This window comes from Acinetobacter sp. SW-226 (genome assembly GCF_055632855.1).
Genome location: NZ_CM145752.1, coordinates 210,964 through 230,857, shown reverse-complemented (window position 1 = coordinate 230,857; position 19,894 = coordinate 210,964). Strand labels below are relative to the sequence as shown.

Here is a 19,894-nt window from a genome sequence, read left to right as displayed (position 1 = left end):
TAAACATTGCGTAATACAGGGTTATTAAACAGTAAAAATAAGCATGTGGAAATTATTCCAACATATTATTTTTATTCAACAATCCCCTATGATTGATAGCATTGACTCGAATCTTTCCTCCATTGATAGAGTTGATCAGAATAAGTTCTCCATTAATACTTAACTGTTCTTTTAAATGTAATTCAAGCCGCCACGTATCAAATTTTCCACTCTTTTTATAACTCTTTAAAAGTCCAATATTTCCAAAACCAGCAATCAAATAGGTGAAAAATTCGTCATTAAATTTTATTTTATCTTTTCTTAAAAACTTAGGTGCAACTACAACATTATCTTGGAGGCCTTGTTTCAATTTAATTTTTTGCTGTTTAATAAATCTAACCTCAAAATCAAATAGCATTAAACTGTTCATTATACTAGCAGTAGATTTACCATTTTTTACAACATCATAAATTGTTTTTTGGTTCTTGGGCAATGCAGTAAACATTGCTTCTAATAAGCTTGCAACTTGCTCAAACTGCTCTAACTTTTCCCCTCCTCCATTTTGGATTATTTGATGAATTCTCTCTGCCGAGTGTAAACCAGTCATCTGATATTTTAAAAAATGCCAGTGAACCAAATGATGTAAATGCTTAAATAAGAATTGCAAGATAGTATCAATCAAAGTAATCGGTTGATGCTCAAGTGAAAGATACGTGACTGATTGAGTAACTGGGTCAAATTGGGTCATTTCGACATTAAATAAGCGCCTAAGCTTGCATACAGTGAAAAGTTTTTTACCAAATTGCTCCCCGCTATAACTTTCCAATTCAGTAAACGATTGCATACTAAACGGAGAAAAGTAAGGGATTAAACGAATCAAACATTTAAGTGCAATCAAACATTTATCCTCTGTGATAGACGGGTCCTCAAACAATTTTAAAATTTCATAATACTTAAAAAAAATCTGTTCAAATTGATCCGGAACTAAAAAAGAATAAATGTTGTAATGATCTTCAAAACACTTTGAGTTCTGAACTCTTGGCCTAATTTCAGGTACAAAATCTATATGTATCTTAGTAATCCATTGATGAATCTGTTGTTGCTGATAGCCAAGACTTTCAAATATCTCAGGGTTATGCGGCTTAATTCCATACTGGTGGAAATTCCAAAAGTATCGAACTAACTCCTGCTTAAACTCCATTAGAAAATTTTCTGTGTCTACATGAAGCTTATCAGTATCTATCTTCGGGGGACATGAACTTAAAAAACTGTCAGCGGCGGATTCAATTTCAAAGTTTTTTGCTTCATACCATAAACAATCTTCAATATAGGTTTGTCTAATTCTCACTCGTTCAAATGAATAAACAACGACAATTCGCATCAAAATTTCAAAAATTTTTTTTGTAACTTCAGGCCCTTCGCTTTTAAATTTATGATTTCCCATAGTGTAAAGTTTTTAAGGATTGTTCTTACACTTTATACGTCATTTAATTACTCAACAACAATTTCGTTGTGTAATCAGACAAAGTATCCATGCAAAATCACCACAATATAGAGGACTTAGCACCTACTTTAAAAATGCTAAAACTTAAAGATGTTGCAGAAAAATGCAAAATTAGCCGATCAACCATTTACGACAAACTAGATACTAAATCTAAACGTCATGATGAAGAGTTTCCTAAGCCTTACAAATTAGGCATGAGTAGTGTTGCTTGGCTTGAAAATGAAGTTGAGCAATGGCTTAAGACTCGACCTAAACACTAATCCTGTCAGGCATAACTTTCCTAAAAAACTACCCCACTCTTTTTCTTAGATACAAGGGATGATGCTCATGCCCATCCCTGTAGAACAGCCATGTCTGCATTTCGTGAATTTAGGTTTTTTAATTTAATTACTAATACATTAATCAAATATACAAAGGACATAGCAAGTGAACATATCGCTAGATGACCAAAGCATATTTAATGCTATAGAACTTTCAACATATCAAGAAGATGATAGACATTTTCACATCGTAAATGACCCTGCACTTTATATGCTTTTTACAATCATTCGTATTGTAAAAGCTATAAGTAAAGACCCTATGCATAACCTTTTTCTTTTGGATAAAACTGGAAAGTCTATAGTTGCTCATAATCGCTTCCTAGAAAAAGCTCTCTCTAGTTTCATTTCAATTCGAGATCTTTGTGATTCGAATTATACCTGCGAACACTTAGATGTTTTTATTGAAGCATATCAAGTTGCTGTCGCGCCATATATTCACCCTGACGATGAACATATATTCTGGAATGCTAAGCCCAACCAACAATTCGTTATCTTAGCAAATGATAATGGCTTAGTTAAAGGCTCTAGGTCGGCTGCCGTACTTAAGAATAGTTTAGTGTATGAGATCACACTTCGAACAGATCAAGCTAAATTTAAAACAGCGCAATATGAGCGAGCTAGAAAAGCCAAACGTCAATACGAACGTGCAACCAAGCTCGTGAATAGCCTGAAAAGAAATTTTAGTAAGCTTTTGATACTACGTATAGACTTTTGTTGGAAAAACAAATCTACATCGACCATTGATGAGATAAAAGTTCATTTTTCACGGTTCATGAAAAGATTCCATCACGACAAAAACTTACCGAATATTGTAGGTTATATTTGGAAGCTGGAGTTTGGTCAAAAAAAAGGCTATCACTATCATTGCATCTTTTTTATGGATGGTAATCGATTCAAGAATGATAGTTATTACGCCAGTACGATCGGTAAATACTGGAACCAATTAACTTTAGACCAAGGCTTTTATTACAACTGCCATCTCGACAAAATAAAATATCGCCATCTGGCAATTGGTTTAGCTCGTCATTATGACAAAGAATTCTTTACCAACCTTGATCAAGTCTTACTGTATATCTGTAAACAAGACCAGTTCATCATTGATAAGCGTCTGCAATCTGGTGAAATTCGTGTCTTTCAGACTAGTCAGCCTCCAAGTAAAACAAAAACTTTAGGTCGCCCAAGAAAATTTGTGCAGGTGCCCGAAATAATTATACATAAGTGGAAAAGCAAAAAGAGGAATTTAACCAAAGGACTTGGAAAATCAGCAACAAAAGGTAGCCAACATGAATATTGATCAATTAGCACAAATGAATGCCATTGAACCATGCACTGATTTCGCTCATATTTCGGCTTTAAAGTGTTTAGAAGAGCTAGATAATCTTGTCGATAAAGTTAGCTTAAGAAATTCAAAACCATTTCATGTTAGGAATGAAATACTGACCCCCACACTCCAACTCTATCAATTTGACTTAACACTTCGTAAGCTTATGAATACAACGGCTCAGTCAAACTCCTTTCTAACATTAAACGAGCTTGCTAATGGGAAGAGTACTTCACTTTACGTACTCCGTAAAATTCAAAATATGCTCAACCAAAACAAATGGTTTGAGCTGTCAAGCATCAACCAACATTTTTATAAGGCACAGATACATTCTGAATTGGATGCATTATGGAATGAAATCCGCGGTTATAAATCGTCTAGAGATGTGCAACTTGATAACGCCTATAGAAGCAAACTTATTAGGGAGCAGCGCACTGAAAATTCTAAAATAGTCAGTCGTTTACTTAAGAAGTATTCTAAGTTACAAGTAAGAAAACTATTTTTCAATATGAACTTATTAGGTGATTGTGCAAACCTTGCGCCAAGTCAAATTGAAAAGAAAATTTATGAACTTAAAACGCAGCTTATTAGCCAGCTTCAGCGATTAAACAATCACAACTTGTATTGCATCCAATGGCGTGTTCAACGATCGTTATCAGGAGTTTATTATTTAAATTTACTAATTTATTTTTCAGTAGAAAAACAATTAAGTCTCGAGGTTGATTACAGCCAATTGATTGATAAATTCGGTAATGATGAATCATCGTCAATTGCCATGAATCAAGGCTGGTACAGCATGCATACCATTGGCTTAGAAAATAATCCAGGCCCAATCATTAGTTTAGAGCAATGGAAAGTTTTATTTCACCAAATGCTCTATCCTTTGAATTATTACTACTATCAATCTAAAGTAATTTCTCCAAAATTTAGTAGTATCATTTACTAAGATCAACAAATCTAAAACGATTAGGCCTAATGATCAAACATTAGGCCTTTTGGCGTTATATCTGATAAAATTCTAATCTTAAAAAGATATTTTGACCAAAGTTTAAAGAAAATATTACGCATAAATAAACAAATAAATTTCTAATCAACGTTAGATTTTCAATTCTAAAGGTAGCAGTACCATTCAGATGTAATACAAAATTAACTCAAGAAATTATACAATGGGGGATGATTGGGGGACTAATATAATAAAAATTATTTTTATTTAATATATTACAATTAATTAAATAAAAAATATGAATCCCTCTTTCGCCAAATTAGTTTCTCGTAGCATCCAACGGGATATCAAAAGGCTTAAACTGCAATAGTTTAAGCCTTTTTTATGTCTAATCATATCTAACAACATCTATTGAAATCCTGTAGCTATTGAGGAATATGAATAAGAAAACCCAATTTAAACTAAAATACAAAATATCTTTTTATGACAAGAAATAGCGAATAAGACAATAACTCAATGAAGTATAAGAACAACTATTTTCAAATACAGACTGTTAGAATAAAAACAGCTTTAAGCCGTATATCACCCATCGCTAAAAATAGCTGATCAATTGAACAAAAACATCCTAAAGCAATGAATTTATGATAATTATCTCATCACATCCAAAGTACAAATAAATCAAATCAAATCATGCATTAGAGTCAAAACCGACTTATACGCAATAGTCATCTCGCTGATGTTCAATCAGCGACAGAGCTGCATTCCATGCTTTCAGCATCACCATTTCAATCATTTCACTTTCAAACTGTTGGGCCGTGTGCTGACACACGGTTTCAGAAGGAAGATGCAGTTCCACACCACCCACCATCGCCTTAATCTGAGCTTGGCAAGCACGTTCAAGAAAGTAAATTTCATGGAAAGCACGTTGAACCGAATCACCAGTCGATAACAAACCATGATTTCTTAAAATCATGACTCGATTTTGCCCTAAGTCTTTAACCAGACGTTCACGTTCTTCGGTTAATAACGCCACACCTTCATATTCGTGATAGCTTACTTTTTTATAAAACTTTAACGCATGCTGTGATAGAGGCAATAAGCCCTGCTTTTGTGCAGACACAGCTATACCATCTGCAGTGTGAGTATGAATCACACAGTGCACATCTTGTCGCGCATCATGAATAGCAGAGTGAATTACAAAGCCTGCTGTATTGACTAATTTTCCCTGATCATAATCAGCAACAGTATGGCCTGCATAATCAATTTTCACCAAATGTGAAGCTGTCATTTTCTCAAAAGGAATACCATATTGATTAATCAGAAAATGTCCGTCTGCATCGGGTACGCGTAAACTAATATGAGTATCAATTAAATCGGTCATACGAAAATGTGCAATTAAGCGGTACAGCGCTGCAAGCTGACAACGCGCATCCCACTCTTTTTCAGATACAACATCTTTTATACTTTTTATCGCATTTAAATTTGTCATTTTTATATCTCTATGTTGATCTATCCATGATGTTGGTATGACGCTCTCAAAGAAAAGTTTAGCCGTGCCAAACTGTTAATCCCTCCAGACCATCAACGCCAAACAAAAGCATTGTTTCTAATACACACTTATAAGTCTTGAATGATTCTGCTATTTCAAGGAGTGATAAAATGCTTGCTCAAGTTTGTTTTTCCCTCATTTGAAATTGCATCACTCACAAGAAGGGTCTTTGCTTTTAGCATAGACGGGGCAAAATCGACCATGCTACGCAGGGTTCGCGTATAATGCGCCTGATCGGAAAAACCCGCTCCCAATGCAATCTCAATTAAGCTCTTTCCTGCCGCCCAAAGCTTTATGGCATAGCGAATACGTAGCCATAGAATGTAGCGTCGCATCGAAATTCCCAACTGCTGGCTAAATAAATGCATCAACCTCGATTCAGATAACCCTACATGAGCAGCGACTTCAGCCACTGTGGGGTGCTGCTGTGGAACACATTGTTGAATATAGCGGCAGCTCTGTAACACTCGAATATCCCAAGGCAAACTCGGTAACGTGTTTGGATTTAAGCAAGACAATATATCCAAAACCAACTGTTTGGCCTGATCGAAACTGAACTGACCTGCGATGAGTTGCTGAAACTGAGGATGTAAAGACGCAAGACTTGATGCAGGCAAAGAGCGAAAAGATTCCCCATTTAACAAGGGATGTAAGTAACGATACAACGCATGATCTGGGTCAATTAGAAGAGCAAGATAAGGCTGGTTTTCTGAGTCGGTGCTGTGATTTACATTCGGCGCCATAACGACAATATCGTGATAACTTCTAACGTGTTGACCCAAAGTAATCGCAAACGGTGTGCCTAGACCAATTTGCAATAACGCAGGAAAATGGGCATGGGCATTATTTAAGTGTTCGCGGGTCACATACAAAATACACCCGTCCCAAGCATAAACTTGGCTTTGGTTTTGCGACACTACACTCGACTCCTTCCTTGGAAATAGCATATTCGTTCAAGACCATGCGCACTAAGCTATTTAAAAATACATCTTGTAAATACTAAAGGAAGAGCAAATGTTACATAATACCCAAACCCAAGTTAAAAATAATACACAAGATCTCGTGAACAGCGCCGAGCTTTCTGCAACTCGGGTTCAGAACCCTACTGTACAAATGATTGGAAGTGATGGGCGTTATAAAACCCTCAAAGAATTCTATCCTTTCTACCTTTCACAGCATGCAGATTCCACTTGCCGACGTTTACACTTTGTTGGAACAACGTGCGTGATTGGAGTTGCTGCCATCGCAACGATGACTAAAAATCCAAAAGTCCTGTGGGCTCTGCCTGTTGTCGGCTATGGTTTTGCGTGGATCGGTCATTTCTTTTTTGAACATAATAAACCAGCCACGTTTAAACAACCATTCTTTAGCTTAGTCTGTGACTTTAAAATGTATAAAGACATATTACTCAAACGCGTAGATTGGTAAGTCAAATCGCAACGGTCCCCTATCTTAATCAGGCCGTTGCATCAATCCTACAACAGCCAAACTTGTTGGGTAAGTTGTTTAATTTCGTCCATGTCATGGCTAACATAGAGCATTGGAATTGCAGTTTCCTGCTGAGCTTTCTGAAAAAAGGGAATAATTTCTTGTTTATGGGCTGCATCCAGTGCAGATAAAGGCTCATCTAATAACAATAAATTAGGTGAATATAATAGTGCTCGACCTAAGGCTACCCGTTGCTTTTCGCCCCCCGATAACTTGGTTGGCATACGACTCAGCAAATGATTGAGTTTAAGTAATTCAACAATATAATCTGGGTCAAATCGTCGACTGTCAGGCTGTATACGTTTATAACCAAACAATAAATTCTGCATGACGTTCATATGCGGAAATAATTGCGCATCCTGAAACACCAAACCGACACGGCGTTGCTGTGGCTTCAAGTTGATCTTACGTTCTGCATCAAACCACGTCTGATTTTTGATTTTAATCCAACCACTTACTGGTGTATTTAAACCTGCAATTGCATGCAAAATACTGGTTTTGCCTGAACCCGAAGCTCCAAATAAACCCACTACATTCTGTTCGGACTTAAAGCTTTGCTCGAGTTCAAATTTGCCTAAATTGAGCCGAATATGACAATCAATCATGGCCTTAATGCCCTCGCTTATTTTTCTGATAACGATGAAACCATTGGGCAAACCACAAAGCAAAAAAAGCCACCGTTAATGACAATATAATCAGCCGCCACACCGCAGGTTCGGTATCAGGTTGTTGCATTAAACTATACATGGCTAAAGGTAAAGTTCGCGTTTCTCCAGCAATATTGCCCACAAAGGTAATGGTTGCACCAAACTCGCCCAGACTGCGACAAAAACACAAAATAGCCCCCACCAATATCCCACTACTGGCCAGAGGCAACGTAACATAAAAGAATGTGCCGAAGGATGAAGCGCCTAACGTTTTGGCCGCCATTTCCAAACGTTGATCCACCAGTTCAATGGCCAAACGAATCGACTGAACCAAGAGTGGAAAGCCCATCACGGCTGAAGCCAAAACTGCGCCTTTCCAGTTAAATGCAAAATTCAATCCAAACGGTTCCAGATACCTCCCCAAAATACCATTACTTCCAAAGACTTGTAGAAGTAAATAGCCTGGAACAACAGGTGGTAAAACCAGTGGCAAAAAAATCAAGGTTTCAAATAAAGATTTACCAAAAAAGTCTTTACGTGCCAACACCCAACCCACCGCTAATGCAGGGATCAGGCTAAAGGCCAGACAGGTGGCAGCAACCTGACAGGAAAGTTTGAGTACTTCAATTTCTTCAGTGGATAAGGCAAGCATCATCACTTCGCTGGCGATAAAACAGTAAAGCCATACTTTTTAAACACTACATTTGCCTGCTTCGTTTGTAAGAATTGATAAAAAGCTACAGCGTTTGGGTTGTTTTTGACTAAGCCTAAAGGATAGATAATTGGAGTATGGGTATTGATCGGAAATACGCCAATGACCGTCACATCTTTACTGATCGCGGCATCTGTCGCATAAACAATCCCAAGCTGACATTCACCCCGTGCCACAAAGTTAAGTGCGGCTCTGACATCTTCAGTTTCAACCAAACGAGGTTCCAGTTTCGACCACCAGCCCAGCGATGTCAGTGCTTGTTTGCCATATTTTCCCACAGGGACGCTTTTGGTATCGCCTGTACAGAGTTTGCCTTGAAATGCGGTAGATGGATCAAAACTTTTATCCATTTTAATTTTTACAGGTTTCGATTTAGGTGAAATCAAAACCAGTCGATTACCCAGTAAATTCACTCGTTTATTTGGCTCAATGAGCTTTTTATTTTGTAAATAATTCATCCATTGTTCATCAGCAGAAACAAATACATCTGCTGGTGCACCCGCCTCAATTTGTTTTGCTAAAGTCGACGATCCTGCATAAGAAGTTTTGACTTGGATGTTCTTCTGTTTTTCAAATAATGCATCTAAATCTGTCATTGCATTGGTTAAGCTGGCTGCAGCATAAACAGTAATGGCTTGCTCTGCGTGTGCTTGCACACCAACAATAAGCCCACAACATAATAGCATTTGAATACTTTTCTTCTTAAAGTTTAGCAGCACCATCTTCCCCTTTTACATTACAAAATGACCGATATGTTTTTAAAAATATATGGATATATATGCAACGTCAATTCCAGACAACGATTATTTATCATTCAAACGAGATGGTTAGGGTTCTAATCACGTGATAAGTATTGCGCTTATAAGCTGACAGATCAGACAAAGGTCTTGTATTCAATCTGACCCTCATAATCTTTAGACGGCTGCATGTTAAAAACATTCAGCTGTCTAAAGATTATTGTTGGATGTTATCCACTATTGTTTAAGAAATTGGGCAATCGCTTGAAAGTCATACTCAATGACATGACGTGCGTTTTGTTCCATCTGTCGGTATTGGCTTAAAATAGCTTCACCAAAATTGGTAACATGAGCTCCACCACCATGTGTTCCTCCTTTTTGAGTTTCCACTAAGGCTTGTTGAAAACTATGATTCATGGTTTCAACCAACTGCCATGCACGGCGATAGCTCATATTCATACTTTTTGCGGCTTGTGAAATTGAACCTGTACGTTGAATTGCTTCTAAAAGTTGAGCCTTGCCTGGGCCTATGGCAATTTCTTCATCCCATAAAATTCTAAGCTGTAATTTTAATTTGGCATCATGCATCACTGTCACTCAAATAAAAATAAGTCATTGAAACAAATAGCTATGATTTAAAAAATAAATCTAACTTAAAGACAAACTATTTTGTTTTCTATAAAAGTTAACTTTACAACATAAAGTTAAGGTCTGTTCGAAATAAATCTTGATATAAGGCTAACTTACGTCATCTTGCCCTGGGTTTGAAATAGATTTAAATCACATTTCAATTCGACCTGTGTGATTTTTAGCACACGAGGCTTTCGGGATAAGTTAGAGATCATCCAAGCGCAAAAATACTGAGCAACCACCAACTCGACAAATACCAATAAGCCTTTAATATTATTTAAAAAAATATATACAATATGATTCAACCTCAAACAGTGTAGCGAATGCCTCCGCATAGCCTCTGTAAGGTATTTTCTCTCAGATTCAGCTTAAGTATATAAAACAAAACCATCCCCACGACAAAAACTTGCCAACTGCAACCCAGATCTTTTAGCCATTTCTATGGCCATTGAGGTCGGTGCTGAAATACACGCCAATAAACCAATATTGAGTTGAGCACATTTACGAATGAGTTCATAACTTGCCCGACTGGTCATGACCACAAAACCCTGACGCACATCATGATGATTTTGCGCCATATATCCCAGTAACTTATCTAAAGCATTGTGCCGTCCGACATCCTCAAATAGCGCCACAATTTCCCCCGCCTCAACCCATGCCGCCGCATGTGCCCCACCCGTCATTTGGGTAATTTTTTGGCGAATATTCAGTTGTGAAATTGCATAAGGAATTTGCGTCAGCCATACATCTGAAACGACAGTGGTAATTTTTGGCAGATTCAAATGTAGCTGTTGCAAACTTTCAATACCGCAGAGTCCACAGCCTGTTCGCCCCACCATCATGCGTCGATGTTGTTTCAGCATCATAAAGGCGCGAGTAGAAATATCCATCTCGACCTGAATCCCAAACTGGGTATCTTGAACATCCAGTGTATATAATTCTTTTAAACTACTCAAAATACCTTCTGACAAACTAAATCCTTTCGCAAACACTTCAACATCTGCTGGTGTTGCCATCATCACCGCATGAGGAATACCGTTATAAACCAATGCAATAGGATACTCTTGCACCACAAAATCCGACTGTTCTACTGCTTTATTTTCATTTAAACGCTGGATCTCAACGGTTTCATACCCTTGTGAATTCAACATTTTTGTCTCAATATCCATGCTGTTTTTTATCTTCCATATTGCAAAGCACTTCATTTAAAAGATTGAAATGACAGCATATAAAATAAGTGCCATTCCATTGGCTATGGTCTAACCCACTCGATTCATAATTTCATTAGCGTGCTCAGGATCAACCTCTTGTGCCAAATTAAAATGCTCAGGTGCATGGCCCGCATGCAAAATCACAGGCACACTTTTCGAGGCAGGAATCTTGGCGTACTTATCATGGCTACTGAGTGCCACCAGTGGGTTTGTTTCTGGGTAATAGGCCGCCAAACTGCCTCGTGGAATGTTATATGGCACGATGCGAAAGCTCTGTACCACACGTTTAATCCCATCGGAGTAGATACTTTCAATATCTACCCATTGGTCGGCCATAAAACCTGCTTCTGCAATATCATCAGCATTCATAAACAATACACGACGCTGACCAAATACCCCACGATAACGGTCATCGAGTCCATACAAGGTGGTGTTGTATTGGTCATGAGAACGCGTAGTCATCAAGGTATAGACTTTAGCTCCTGTATATTGTTCAGCGTATTTATTCTCTTTATCGGCATACACTTCAGCCAGTGGCGTAATTAAAAACTGTGCCTTACCAACAGGCGTATTCCACACATGCTGATTGGCAGGATGCTCTAAGTGAAAACCACCCGGCTGATAGACCCGAGCATTAAAATCATGGAATTCATCAAACACGTCTTCAATCGAATCGCGTATACGGTCATAGCTTTCTACATACCATTGCCACTTGATATCACTCTCTGGCAAGACGGCTGCTGCCATACGCGCCACAATGTCAGGCTCTGAAAGTAGATTCTCGGACGCCGGTTCATTACGCCCTGCAGATAGATGCACATTACTCATTGAATCTTCCACACTCACGGCCTGCGCGCCATGCAGTTGCATATCAATTTCGGTACGCCCCAGACAAGGTAGAAGTAATGCCTCTTTACCACAGACCAAATGGCTACGATTGAGCTTGGTAGCAATTTGTACCGTTAAATTACAACGGCGCAAACCTGCTTCGGTATAGGGTGTATCTGGTGTTGCAACAGCAAAATTTCCCCCTAAACCAATAAAGACTTTGACCGCCCCTTCATACATGGCCTTAATCGTATCCACCACACCAAAACCATGATGACGTGGGGATTTAATCCCAAAAACACGATCAATATTGTCGAGTAATTTTGTGCTGGGTAATTCATTAATCCCCATAGTTCGGTCACCTTGCACATTACTGTGACCACGAATCGGTGCTAGACCTGCGCCAGATCGACCAATATGCCCTCTTGCTAACATTAGGTTTGCAAGCATGTGAACATTCGCAGTCCCGTGTCGATGTTGGGTAATCCCCATACCCCAACAGAAAATGGCCGTTTTCGCATCCAAATACATTTTAGATAAAGATTCTAAATGTTGAGGACTAAGTCCCGTGTGTGCATGAATATCGGCCCATGGCGTTCGATCTACTTCTGCCATCATGGCATCAAAACCGACCGTATTCATTTCGATAAAAGATCGGTCAAAAACACTCTTCTTGCCAACTGCCAGTGCTTGAATGTCCCACTCACGTAAATGTTTCAACATCCCGAACATGAGCGCATAATCACCTCCCACTTTAGGTTGGAAATAATAACGACTAATGGGTGTACTGCCATTGGTCATCATTTCAACAGGCGCTTGAGGGTCTTGGAAACGTTCTAAACCGCGTTCTTTTAAGGGGTTAATGGCCACAATATTGCCACCACGTCGCGACACTTCACGTAAAGTCCCGAGCATACGCGGATGGTTGGTGCCCGGATTATGTCCAAAGCTAAAAATCGCATCGGCGATATCAAAGTCTTCCAATGTGACAGTGCCCTTACCGAGTCCGATCGAGTGCAATAAGCCAACACTGGTGGTTTCATGGCACATGTTCGAACAGTCGGGGAAATTATTGGTTCCATAAGCACGAACAAAGAGCTGATACAGGAACGCGGCTTCATTACTGGCACGACCCGAAGTATAAAACGTTGCTTGATCTGGGTTGTCTAAAGCATGTAGATGTTTTGCAATCAAGGCAAAAGCTTCATCCCAAGAAATTGGAATATATTTGTCAGAAACAGGGTCATAACGCATTGGGTCAGTTAGACGACCTGAATCTTCAAGGAAAAAATCACTTTGTTCTGAAAGCCAACTGACCGTATGCGTGGCAAAAAAATCAGGCGTAACACGCTTGGATGTGGCTTCAAAAGCAACCGCCTTCGCCCCATTTTCACAAAAGTTAAAGGCATGTGCATCTTTTTTTTCAGGCCACGCACAGCCGGGACAGTCAAAGCCTGTCGGTTGGTTAATATTGAGAAGTGTAATGGCGCCTTTTTTGAAGACCTCTTGTCGTTTTAAATTTCGGGCTACACTTAATAGCGCTCCCCAGCCACCCGCAGGATTGTTATACGGCTCTATTCGTGCATAATTCGTCTGCTCATCGTCATGCTTTTTGTTTTCAACATTTTCCATCTGACCGTCCTCTATCCATTTTCTAAACTATAAAAATGACTTGCTCATATCATTTGCGAATTGCTTGGACGTGTTATCTATTGATGCCGTTTTCCTGCACTTTTAAAAACTCTTTGACTTGTGTGGCACAACCCTGAACAACACTTTTGATAAAAAATATCCCCCTTTTAGGATTAAATTTCAACACTCTATTTATTACAAACACCCTCTCTCACATGTAGCTCCATTTAAAGGAAACCACTCAAGTTATTGAAAATAAGGATAAATTTAATTCAATCTATCGTTTGTTTGATATTTAAAATAAAACATTTCATACTCTTCTGATCACAACCCAAAGGTGTGTTTATACCCGTGGAGTAACTATGGATGGTTCGACTACAACAACAGTAACACCCGCTCTTGGCATGAGCAGACTGTCACAGTTGGTCGATCAGTTCGGCCGTCATAAACATAAACTCAGAATTTCACTGACCGATCGTTGTAATTTTCGTTGTAGTTATTGCATGCCAGACACCCCAGAGTGGTTGGCTAAAAAAGATATCTTGAATTTTGAAGAGCTCTTACAATTTTGTGCGGTTATGGTGCGTCTAGGTATTCGACACATTCGCCTTACAGGTGGCGAACCGTTAATGCGCCAAGGTATTGTCAATTTTATTCATGATTTAAATCACCTCAAAGCCCATGGTCTACAACGTATTTCTATGACCACCAATGCTTTTTATCTTCAAAAATATGCTCAAGGGCTAAAGCAAGCTGGTTTAGATGATCTCAACATCAGCCTCGACAGCATCCATCCAGATACGTTTAAAGACATGACCCAGCGCCCACTTGAGCCTGTGTTAAGGGGAATTTCTGCGGCGCAACAAGCAGGTATCCCAATCAAACTCAACTGTGTCTTGGTGGCAGGAAAGAATGATCATGAGATTGTCGAACTCACCCAATGGGCCTACCAACAAGAATTTGAATTACGTTTTATTGAATATATGCCTTTAGACCAACCCGATCACTGGCGTGCAGAAAAGGTGATTACTGAAGATGAAATTATTCAAAAACTTAGATCTCATTTTCAAGTTGAAATACAAGCCAGACAACATGACCCTGCAACGCTTTATTTACTCAATGGGCATTATAAACTAGGCATCATTTCCACCATCAGCAAACCTTTTTGTCAGAGTTGTGATCGTTTGAGATTGACTGCGACAGGCGAACTTTTTAGCTGTTTATTTGCCAATACAGGCACTCCGCTACGGCATTTACTTCAACAACCAGATCTTTCTTTATTGCAAACTCATATTTTGAATGCGGTATGGCATAAAAAAGCCGGCTTTATCGAACATCAACAGGCTCCAACACGCAAAATCAGTATGCATGCCATAGGTGGTTAATAAGTTGATTAATTTTGAGTTCGACAGTCATTCGACTATATCCGCATTTATTTTTGTGTTATCTAAATACGTCATAAACGTTGTCTACTGATCAAACTGCTGAACTGCCTGTCGGTTCCTTAATGTTTCGGAATATTTTATGAAAAATGTTGGCATGAAGCCAGAAAGCTACCGAGTGGCAACAGCAAGTGCTGAGTTACTTGCTCCAGCACATTGTTTACAACTTCTTGCCGATGGCAATACTGAAAAAGGCGATGCGCTGAAAACTGCACGCATTGCAGGCATTTTAGCGGCAAAACGCACCGATGAACTGATTCCACTATGTCACCCCCTACCCATTTACCGTGCTGATGTCGACTTTGAGCTTTTGACCGATCGTGTCGTGATTCGAGCAACAGTTGAAACCATTGGACCCACAGGTGTAGAAATGGAAGCACTCACTGCTGCCAGTCTTGCTGGATTGACCATTTATGACATGCTTAAACCGCATTGTGAACCACATGAGTTGATTATCCAACAGTGCAAATTAGACCTGAAAAAAGGTGGAAAATCACACTTCAAACGCCATTTACGCCAGCCAGTCTCGGCAGCCGTTTTGGTACTATCAGATACAGTTGCAGCAGGCCGTAAACCTGATACAGCAGGTCGTTCAGTCGTAGATACATTAACCGAAGCAGGTTTCGATCCTATTCATTATCAAGTTTTACCTGACGAAGCAGTTCAGCTAAAAGATTTGGTCTTAGAGCTGACCCAATCCTATGCCTGCGTGATTACTGTAGGTGGAACTGGAATCGGCAAAAGAGATATTACGGTCGATACCTTACAACCTTTGCTAGAACGTGAGCTCAATGGACTCATGGAAGCTGCACGGGCTTTTGGTCAAAAACGCACTCCTTATGCAGCAATGTCTCGAGGTGTTGCAGGTTTTATTGACCGCTCATTGGTCATTACATTGCCGGGAAGTCGTGGTGGTGCCAGTGAATCCATGGCTGCGATTCTACCTGCATTGGTTCATATTTTTGATGTTTGCCGTGATCTACCTCATCCGGGAGGTTATGAATGAGTTGTTCAGGTGTCGGTTTAATTACCCTTGATCAAGCCCTTGCGCATTATCGTTCAGTCAAAACACTACCTTGCGTGACTTTACCTTTAGCACAGGCGCATCGGCATGTTTTAGCCGTAGATGTAGAATCAACGGTTGCCCTGCCACTCTTTACCCAAAGTGCAGTCGATGGTTACGCTCTTCGCTCGGAGGACTTGCTTGCAGGGGTCACAAGTTTTGAGGTCATTGGAGAAATTCGGGCAGGTGTTGCAGAGCACATTGAAATACAATCAGGACAAACTGTTCGTATTTTTACTGGAGGCAAACTCCCCCATTCAGCAGATACCGTAGCACGACAAGAAATTATCACCCGTAGCCATAATCTCGCTGTTTTAAATCAAGCTTTAGAAAAAGGTGCAGATATTCGTTACCAAGGCGAAGAACTGAGTATTGGAACTCAGCTTGCACAAAAAGGGCAACGCTTAGGCAATGGCCTAATTGCTGCACTCAGTATGGCGGGTGTTCAGGATGTACAGGTTTACTGCCAACCCAAAATTGCCGTTCTGATTACAGGGGATGAAGTCAGTAGCCAATTGGATAATGAATCTAAAGTTTTTGATGCCAATGCCCCAATGATCTTGGCATGGCTTAACGAACAAGGTTTAACAGATGTGCATTTAGAACATGTGATTGATGATGAGAGTCTACTCTCTCAATCGCTTTCCAATGCAATGAATGGTTATGATCTGGTTATTACCACAGGTGGCGTTTCTGTTGGAGATTATGACCTGATTCGTCCTGTTTCTATGGCCTTAGGGGCAAAAGAAATCTTTTGGCAGGTGGCACAAAAACCAGGAAAACCATTATATTTTGCTGAATATCAAGCAGATAACCATATCTCTTACTTAATTGGTTTACCAGGCAATCCTGCGGCGGTACTGACCTGCCTTGCCGTACATGTTTCTACAGTATTGGCGGCACTGCAAGGGATCGACTCCCCTGCTCCTGTATGGAAAAAAGCACGTTTCACTGATAGCGTAAAACAAGACAGTCGCGAGCAGTTGTTACGTATGGTGTTAAATGTGAACGAACATGGACAATTGACGGTTGCCAAACTCGGAAAGCAACAATCACACATGTTGAGCAATTTGAATCAGGCCAATGTGATTGTTCGAATTCCTGCCCGAGCCGATGCTCCCGTTTCAATGGACTATGTTGATTTTATTTCGATATGAGGTCGATTGATGGTCTTTATCTCTAACCAACAATAACAATGCTGCCGATGCATAATGACAATCAAAGCTTTAACTTTGATTGCACATCATCGCAGCACAAAAGATTTCAAAATGAGAGAGACTCTCTCATTTTGAAAATCAGGTACATGCAATGCAACCTTACCCAGCGACAGCTTTGATCATCTTAGCTGGTGGACAAGCCACACGTATGAATGGCGTCAACAAGCTCCTGCAATGCTTTGATCACGACATTCAACTGTTAAAAATATATAAAGCTTTTCAGGACAAAGTTCAGGAAGTTTGGATCAATAGCCATTGTGACTATGCCAGCTATCTGGCGTTAATTCCTGATATTCGCTATTTCAAAGATGATACAGATGGTTTCTTAGGCCCCTTAGTCGGCATGAAAAGTGCATGGTCATATGTTCAATCTGATTATATTTTATGTGTTCCATGCGACATTACCGAAATTCCACAAGACATCCTGCTTCAGCTGCATCAAGCACTCAAACACCATCCTTTATCTTCCGTTGCTTACGTCGCGTTCAATGGGCAAGCACTTTATCCTTTTTGTTTATTGAAACGCAGCAGTCTCGATACATTCAATCAGCATTTAGAGCGCCAACAGCTTAGCTTAAAACAATGTTTTGCAAATCTATGCCCTCAAAGAGTGAATATTCAAAATCAGCATTCAACTTTTCATAGCTTAAATTCGTTTGAAGAAATGCAGGCCTACCAGAAAAGTGGCATAAAATGACGCTGAGTGACTCAATTCAGGCGGTCATTCTGAAATAGCAAATTTGAAGCAAAAAGTCGAATATGAATCCATCTGAAGACAATGACCTTTGAGATTTTGAGGAGCGAATTGAATAGTGCTAAAGTGCATCCAGACCTATTGAAAACGACTGAATCACAAATTGTTTTGAACCCATTAAACGGAACTCATCATGCAGGACATTCATATTAAAATCGAAGCTTACGGTGCCATCGAAAAACACCTGCCTGCTGATCTAAACTTGAACTGTGCATCAAACAGTTTAGTTACGGATGTATTAAACCAAATTAAAACACACTATCCATCTGTGGCTGACATGATAGAACGCTGTGCCTGTGCTATAGGTGAAGACATTATTCCTCGTCAAACAGTCTTGACTCAAGACTGTACTTTGGTTTTACTTTCGCCAGTCGCAGGAGGCTAATATGCTTGTGTTTCCACGTATTCAAGACACAGCTCTTGATTTAAATCATTTTGATACAATTCAGGCTTTTCCTGAATGTGGTGGAACTGGGATTTTTATCGGAACCGTCCGCAATCATCATGAAGGGCGAGCGGTTCAGGCTTTAAAATATACCGCCTATGCTCCTGTTGCAGAGAAGATGATTCGAGCCATTGAACAGGAAATACAAGAAAAATATGGTCTGTACTATGTTCGCGTTGTGCACCGTATTGGCAAGTTAGATATTGGAGATAAAGCAATTATTGCGGTTGCTTATGCTCCACATCGCAGAGAAGCATTTCAAGCCTGTGAAGAAGCTGTTGAACGTGTTAAGCACGAAGTGCCCGTGTGGAAAGAAGAATTCTATACAGATGGAAGCAGCCAATATGTTGCAGGCTGCTGTATACGACAAGATTATGATGAGCATGAACATAAGCACGGACACCATCATCACCATCATTAATCCTGCATAGGATGAACGCGACACTGAGTATCACATCATAAAACACTGAGCACTACACAACATTCAAAAAATGGTGCTCAGCCTCTATCCATAGGCATTTAAAACCCTAATCCACATGTAAAGAATAAACTGAATTCCAACTCCTCCCTTTCAATCTATACATTCCTTTTGCATTTCTGCTCATTTCACTCCTCGTCTTTTAGCATAAGTGTGACGCTCTTCATTCAGATTCAGACTCTTTTTATGCAGATATAAGTGCAAATTCAACTTGGCATAAAGTCTGCTTTATGAAACACAAGCTTTAGCCATTAGGAGAAATTTCACCACAAAAATAAAGATTCATTAAAGAATAAATGCTTGAACCTAACTGAAAGTTGGGCTAAAACAAATAAGCAGGGAGGTTAAAAATAAATCATCACTTATCATCTAGATGCAATGTTCATCAAGCACAATGAATTTGCGGTATACAACTAGCGAAACACGAAATTGACCAATAAAACTGCTATTCGGGAGTCGGAATGAATAACAGCACCAATTATGTCAAACAAATTAAAAACGCTAAACGAGGCGGTTATACCCCAACCCTTGCAAAGGATGTCAACAAACACAAAATTCAAAAAGCAATTCGTCTGATTGAACAATGGAGAACGCTGGCCAATGAACTCAAACCTCAAATGCAACTCGATATGGCTTTTACGTTGGAAGAATGTGCCCAAGACCTCGATCAAATTTTAAGGAGCAAATAAGTTCCATGTACTCACTTAACGCTTTTTAAAAAAACAGTTTCATTCTAGCTTACTGCTTTATTCTGAACGTTCACCCACCCGATGGTGGGTGAACGTTTGTACAAAAGATGATGTGTATTTCAATCGCTCACTTTTTGGCTTGCGTTTTCAACAAAATCCGCTATTATTCTTTCCACGTTGCCGGCATAGCTCAGTTGGTAGAGCAACTGACTTGTAATCAGTAGGTCCACAGTTCGAATCCGTGTGCCGGCACCATTTTATACTTAGCCTCGCTTTTTAGTGAGGCTTTGTTGTTTCTAGTCTTT

20 protein-coding genes and 1 tRNA gene are annotated in these 19,894 nt (G+C 39.5%); 12 read left to right on the top strand and 9 right to left on the bottom strand.

Going from position 1 to position 19,894, the window contains the following annotated elements; translation table 11 throughout:
- Positions 1-52: 52 nt before the first annotated feature.
- Positions 53-1,423, bottom strand: coding sequence for a hypothetical protein (locus ACZ8ZH_RS01005; RefSeq protein WP_470247803.1), 1,371 nt, complete (start codon positions 1,421-1,423; stop codon positions 53-55).
- 89 nt (positions 1,424-1,512) lie between these two features.
- On the opposite strand from ACZ8ZH_RS01005, the gene ACZ8ZH_RS01000 reads away from it, so the two are divergent.
- The 3 genes from ACZ8ZH_RS01000 (at position 1,513) to ACZ8ZH_RS00990 (ending at position 4,070) form a co-directional block, all read left to right on the top strand.
- Complete coding sequence (locus tag ACZ8ZH_RS01000; RefSeq protein ID WP_470247802.1) at positions 1,513-1,743, top strand: helix-turn-helix transcriptional regulator; 231 nt, start codon at positions 1,513-1,515, stop codon at positions 1,741-1,743.
- A 166-nt stretch (positions 1,744-1,909) separates the two neighbouring features.
- Positions 1,910-3,097, top strand: coding sequence for a rolling circle replication-associated protein (locus tag ACZ8ZH_RS00995; protein ID WP_470247801.1), 1,188 nt, complete (start codon positions 1,910-1,912; stop codon positions 3,095-3,097).
- Positions 3,087-4,070 (top strand): hypothetical protein, encoded by a 984-nt coding sequence (locus ACZ8ZH_RS00990; protein ID WP_470247800.1) that lies wholly within the window; start codon positions 3,087-3,089, stop codon positions 4,068-4,070. Before ACZ8ZH_RS00995 ends, ACZ8ZH_RS00990 begins: the two co-directional genes overlap by 11 nt.
- A gap of 709 nt (positions 4,071-4,779) precedes the next feature.
- On the opposite strand, the gene ACZ8ZH_RS00985 is transcribed toward ACZ8ZH_RS00990, so the two are convergent.
- Positions 4,780-5,556 carry a class II aldolase/adducin family protein gene (locus ACZ8ZH_RS00985; RefSeq protein ID WP_086209111.1) on the bottom strand — a complete coding sequence of 259 codons (777 nt, stop codon included), beginning with the start codon at positions 5,554-5,556 and terminating at the stop codon, positions 4,780-4,782.
- Positions 5,557-5,711: 155 nt separating this feature from the next.
- Positions 5,712-6,563, bottom strand: a complete 852-nt coding sequence (locus ACZ8ZH_RS00980) for a helix-turn-helix transcriptional regulator (RefSeq protein WP_119063277.1) — start codon at positions 6,561-6,563, stop codon at positions 5,712-5,714.
- A 67-nt stretch (positions 6,564-6,630) separates the two neighbouring features.
- Between ACZ8ZH_RS00980 and ACZ8ZH_RS00975 the strand changes: the two genes are divergently transcribed.
- Positions 6,631-7,044: an Mpo1-like protein gene (locus ACZ8ZH_RS00975; protein WP_119063278.1), complete on the top strand. Its 414-nt coding sequence runs from the start codon at positions 6,631-6,633 to the stop codon at positions 7,042-7,044.
- A gap of 47 nt (positions 7,045-7,091) precedes the next feature.
- On the opposite strand, the gene ACZ8ZH_RS00970 is transcribed toward ACZ8ZH_RS00975, so the two are convergent.
- From ACZ8ZH_RS00970 to ACZ8ZH_RS00945, 6 genes are all read right to left on the bottom strand, one after another.
- Entirely contained in the window at positions 7,092-7,709 is a 618-nt protein-coding gene (locus ACZ8ZH_RS00970; protein WP_086209114.1) for an ATP-binding cassette domain-containing protein, read from the bottom strand.
- A gap of 4 nt (positions 7,710-7,713) precedes the next feature.
- Positions 7,714-8,406, bottom strand: a complete 693-nt coding sequence (modB, locus tag ACZ8ZH_RS00965) for a molybdate ABC transporter permease subunit (protein ID WP_119063279.1) — start codon at positions 8,404-8,406, stop codon at positions 7,714-7,716.
- Positions 8,406-9,149, bottom strand: coding sequence for a molybdate ABC transporter substrate-binding protein (gene modA, locus ACZ8ZH_RS00960; RefSeq protein WP_416332342.1), 744 nt, complete (start codon positions 9,147-9,149; stop codon positions 8,406-8,408). Before modA ends, modB begins: the two co-directional genes overlap by 1 nt.
- 288 nt (positions 9,150-9,437) lie before the next feature.
- Complete coding sequence (locus ACZ8ZH_RS00955) at positions 9,438-9,788, bottom strand: winged helix-turn-helix domain-containing protein (RefSeq protein WP_086209117.1); 351 nt, start codon at positions 9,786-9,788, stop codon at positions 9,438-9,440.
- Positions 9,789-10,198: 410 nt separating this feature from the next.
- Entirely contained in the window at positions 10,199-10,999 is an 801-nt protein-coding gene (gene fdhD, locus ACZ8ZH_RS00950; RefSeq protein WP_119063281.1) for a formate dehydrogenase accessory sulfurtransferase FdhD, read from the bottom strand.
- Between the two features lie 90 nt (positions 11,000-11,089).
- Positions 11,090-13,501 carry an FdhF/YdeP family oxidoreductase gene (locus ACZ8ZH_RS00945; protein ID WP_119063282.1) on the bottom strand — a complete coding sequence of 804 codons (2,412 nt, stop codon included), beginning with the start codon at positions 13,499-13,501 and terminating at the stop codon, positions 11,090-11,092.
- 362 nt (positions 13,502-13,863) lie between these two features.
- On the opposite strand from ACZ8ZH_RS00945, the gene moaA reads away from it, so the two are divergent.
- The 8 genes from moaA to ACZ8ZH_RS00905 all read left to right on the top strand — a co-directional run bounded on the left by moaA (position 13,864) and on the right by ACZ8ZH_RS00905 (position 19,844).
- On the top strand, positions 13,864-14,886 hold the full coding sequence (moaA, locus tag ACZ8ZH_RS00940; protein WP_119063283.1) for a GTP 3',8-cyclase MoaA: 1,023 nt from the start codon (positions 13,864-13,866) through the stop codon (positions 14,884-14,886).
- A 139-nt stretch (positions 14,887-15,025) separates the two neighbouring features.
- Positions 15,026-15,949 carry a bifunctional molybdenum cofactor biosynthesis protein MoaC/MoaB gene (gene moaCB, locus ACZ8ZH_RS00935; RefSeq protein WP_086209121.1) on the top strand — a complete coding sequence of 308 codons (924 nt, stop codon included), beginning with the start codon at positions 15,026-15,028 and terminating at the stop codon, positions 15,947-15,949.
- Positions 15,946-17,163 (top strand): molybdopterin molybdotransferase MoeA, encoded by a 1,218-nt coding sequence (locus tag ACZ8ZH_RS00930; protein WP_086209122.1) that lies wholly within the window; start codon positions 15,946-15,948, stop codon positions 17,161-17,163. Before moaCB ends, ACZ8ZH_RS00930 begins: the two co-directional genes overlap by 4 nt.
- A gap of 151 nt (positions 17,164-17,314) precedes the next feature.
- On the top strand, positions 17,315-17,920 hold the full coding sequence (gene mobA, locus ACZ8ZH_RS00925; RefSeq protein WP_086209123.1) for a molybdenum cofactor guanylyltransferase: 606 nt from the start codon (positions 17,315-17,317) through the stop codon (positions 17,918-17,920).
- Positions 17,921-18,110: 190 nt separating this feature from the next.
- Positions 18,111-18,362 (top strand): MoaD/ThiS family protein, encoded by a 252-nt coding sequence (locus tag ACZ8ZH_RS00920; RefSeq protein ID WP_119063284.1) that lies wholly within the window; start codon positions 18,111-18,113, stop codon positions 18,360-18,362.
- A gap of 1 nt (position 18,363) precedes the next feature.
- Positions 18,364-18,843 carry a molybdenum cofactor biosynthesis protein MoaE gene (locus ACZ8ZH_RS00915; protein ID WP_119063285.1) on the top strand — a complete coding sequence of 160 codons (480 nt, stop codon included), beginning with the start codon at positions 18,364-18,366 and terminating at the stop codon, positions 18,841-18,843.
- Positions 18,844-19,361: 518 nt separating this feature from the next.
- Positions 19,362-19,589 (top strand): hypothetical protein, encoded by a 228-nt coding sequence (locus ACZ8ZH_RS00910; RefSeq protein WP_004691623.1) that lies wholly within the window; start codon positions 19,362-19,364, stop codon positions 19,587-19,589.
- Positions 19,590-19,768: 179 nt separating this feature from the next.
- Positions 19,769-19,844 (top strand) — tRNA-Thr (locus ACZ8ZH_RS00905).
- The last annotated feature ends 50 nt before the right edge of the window (positions 19,845-19,894 follow it).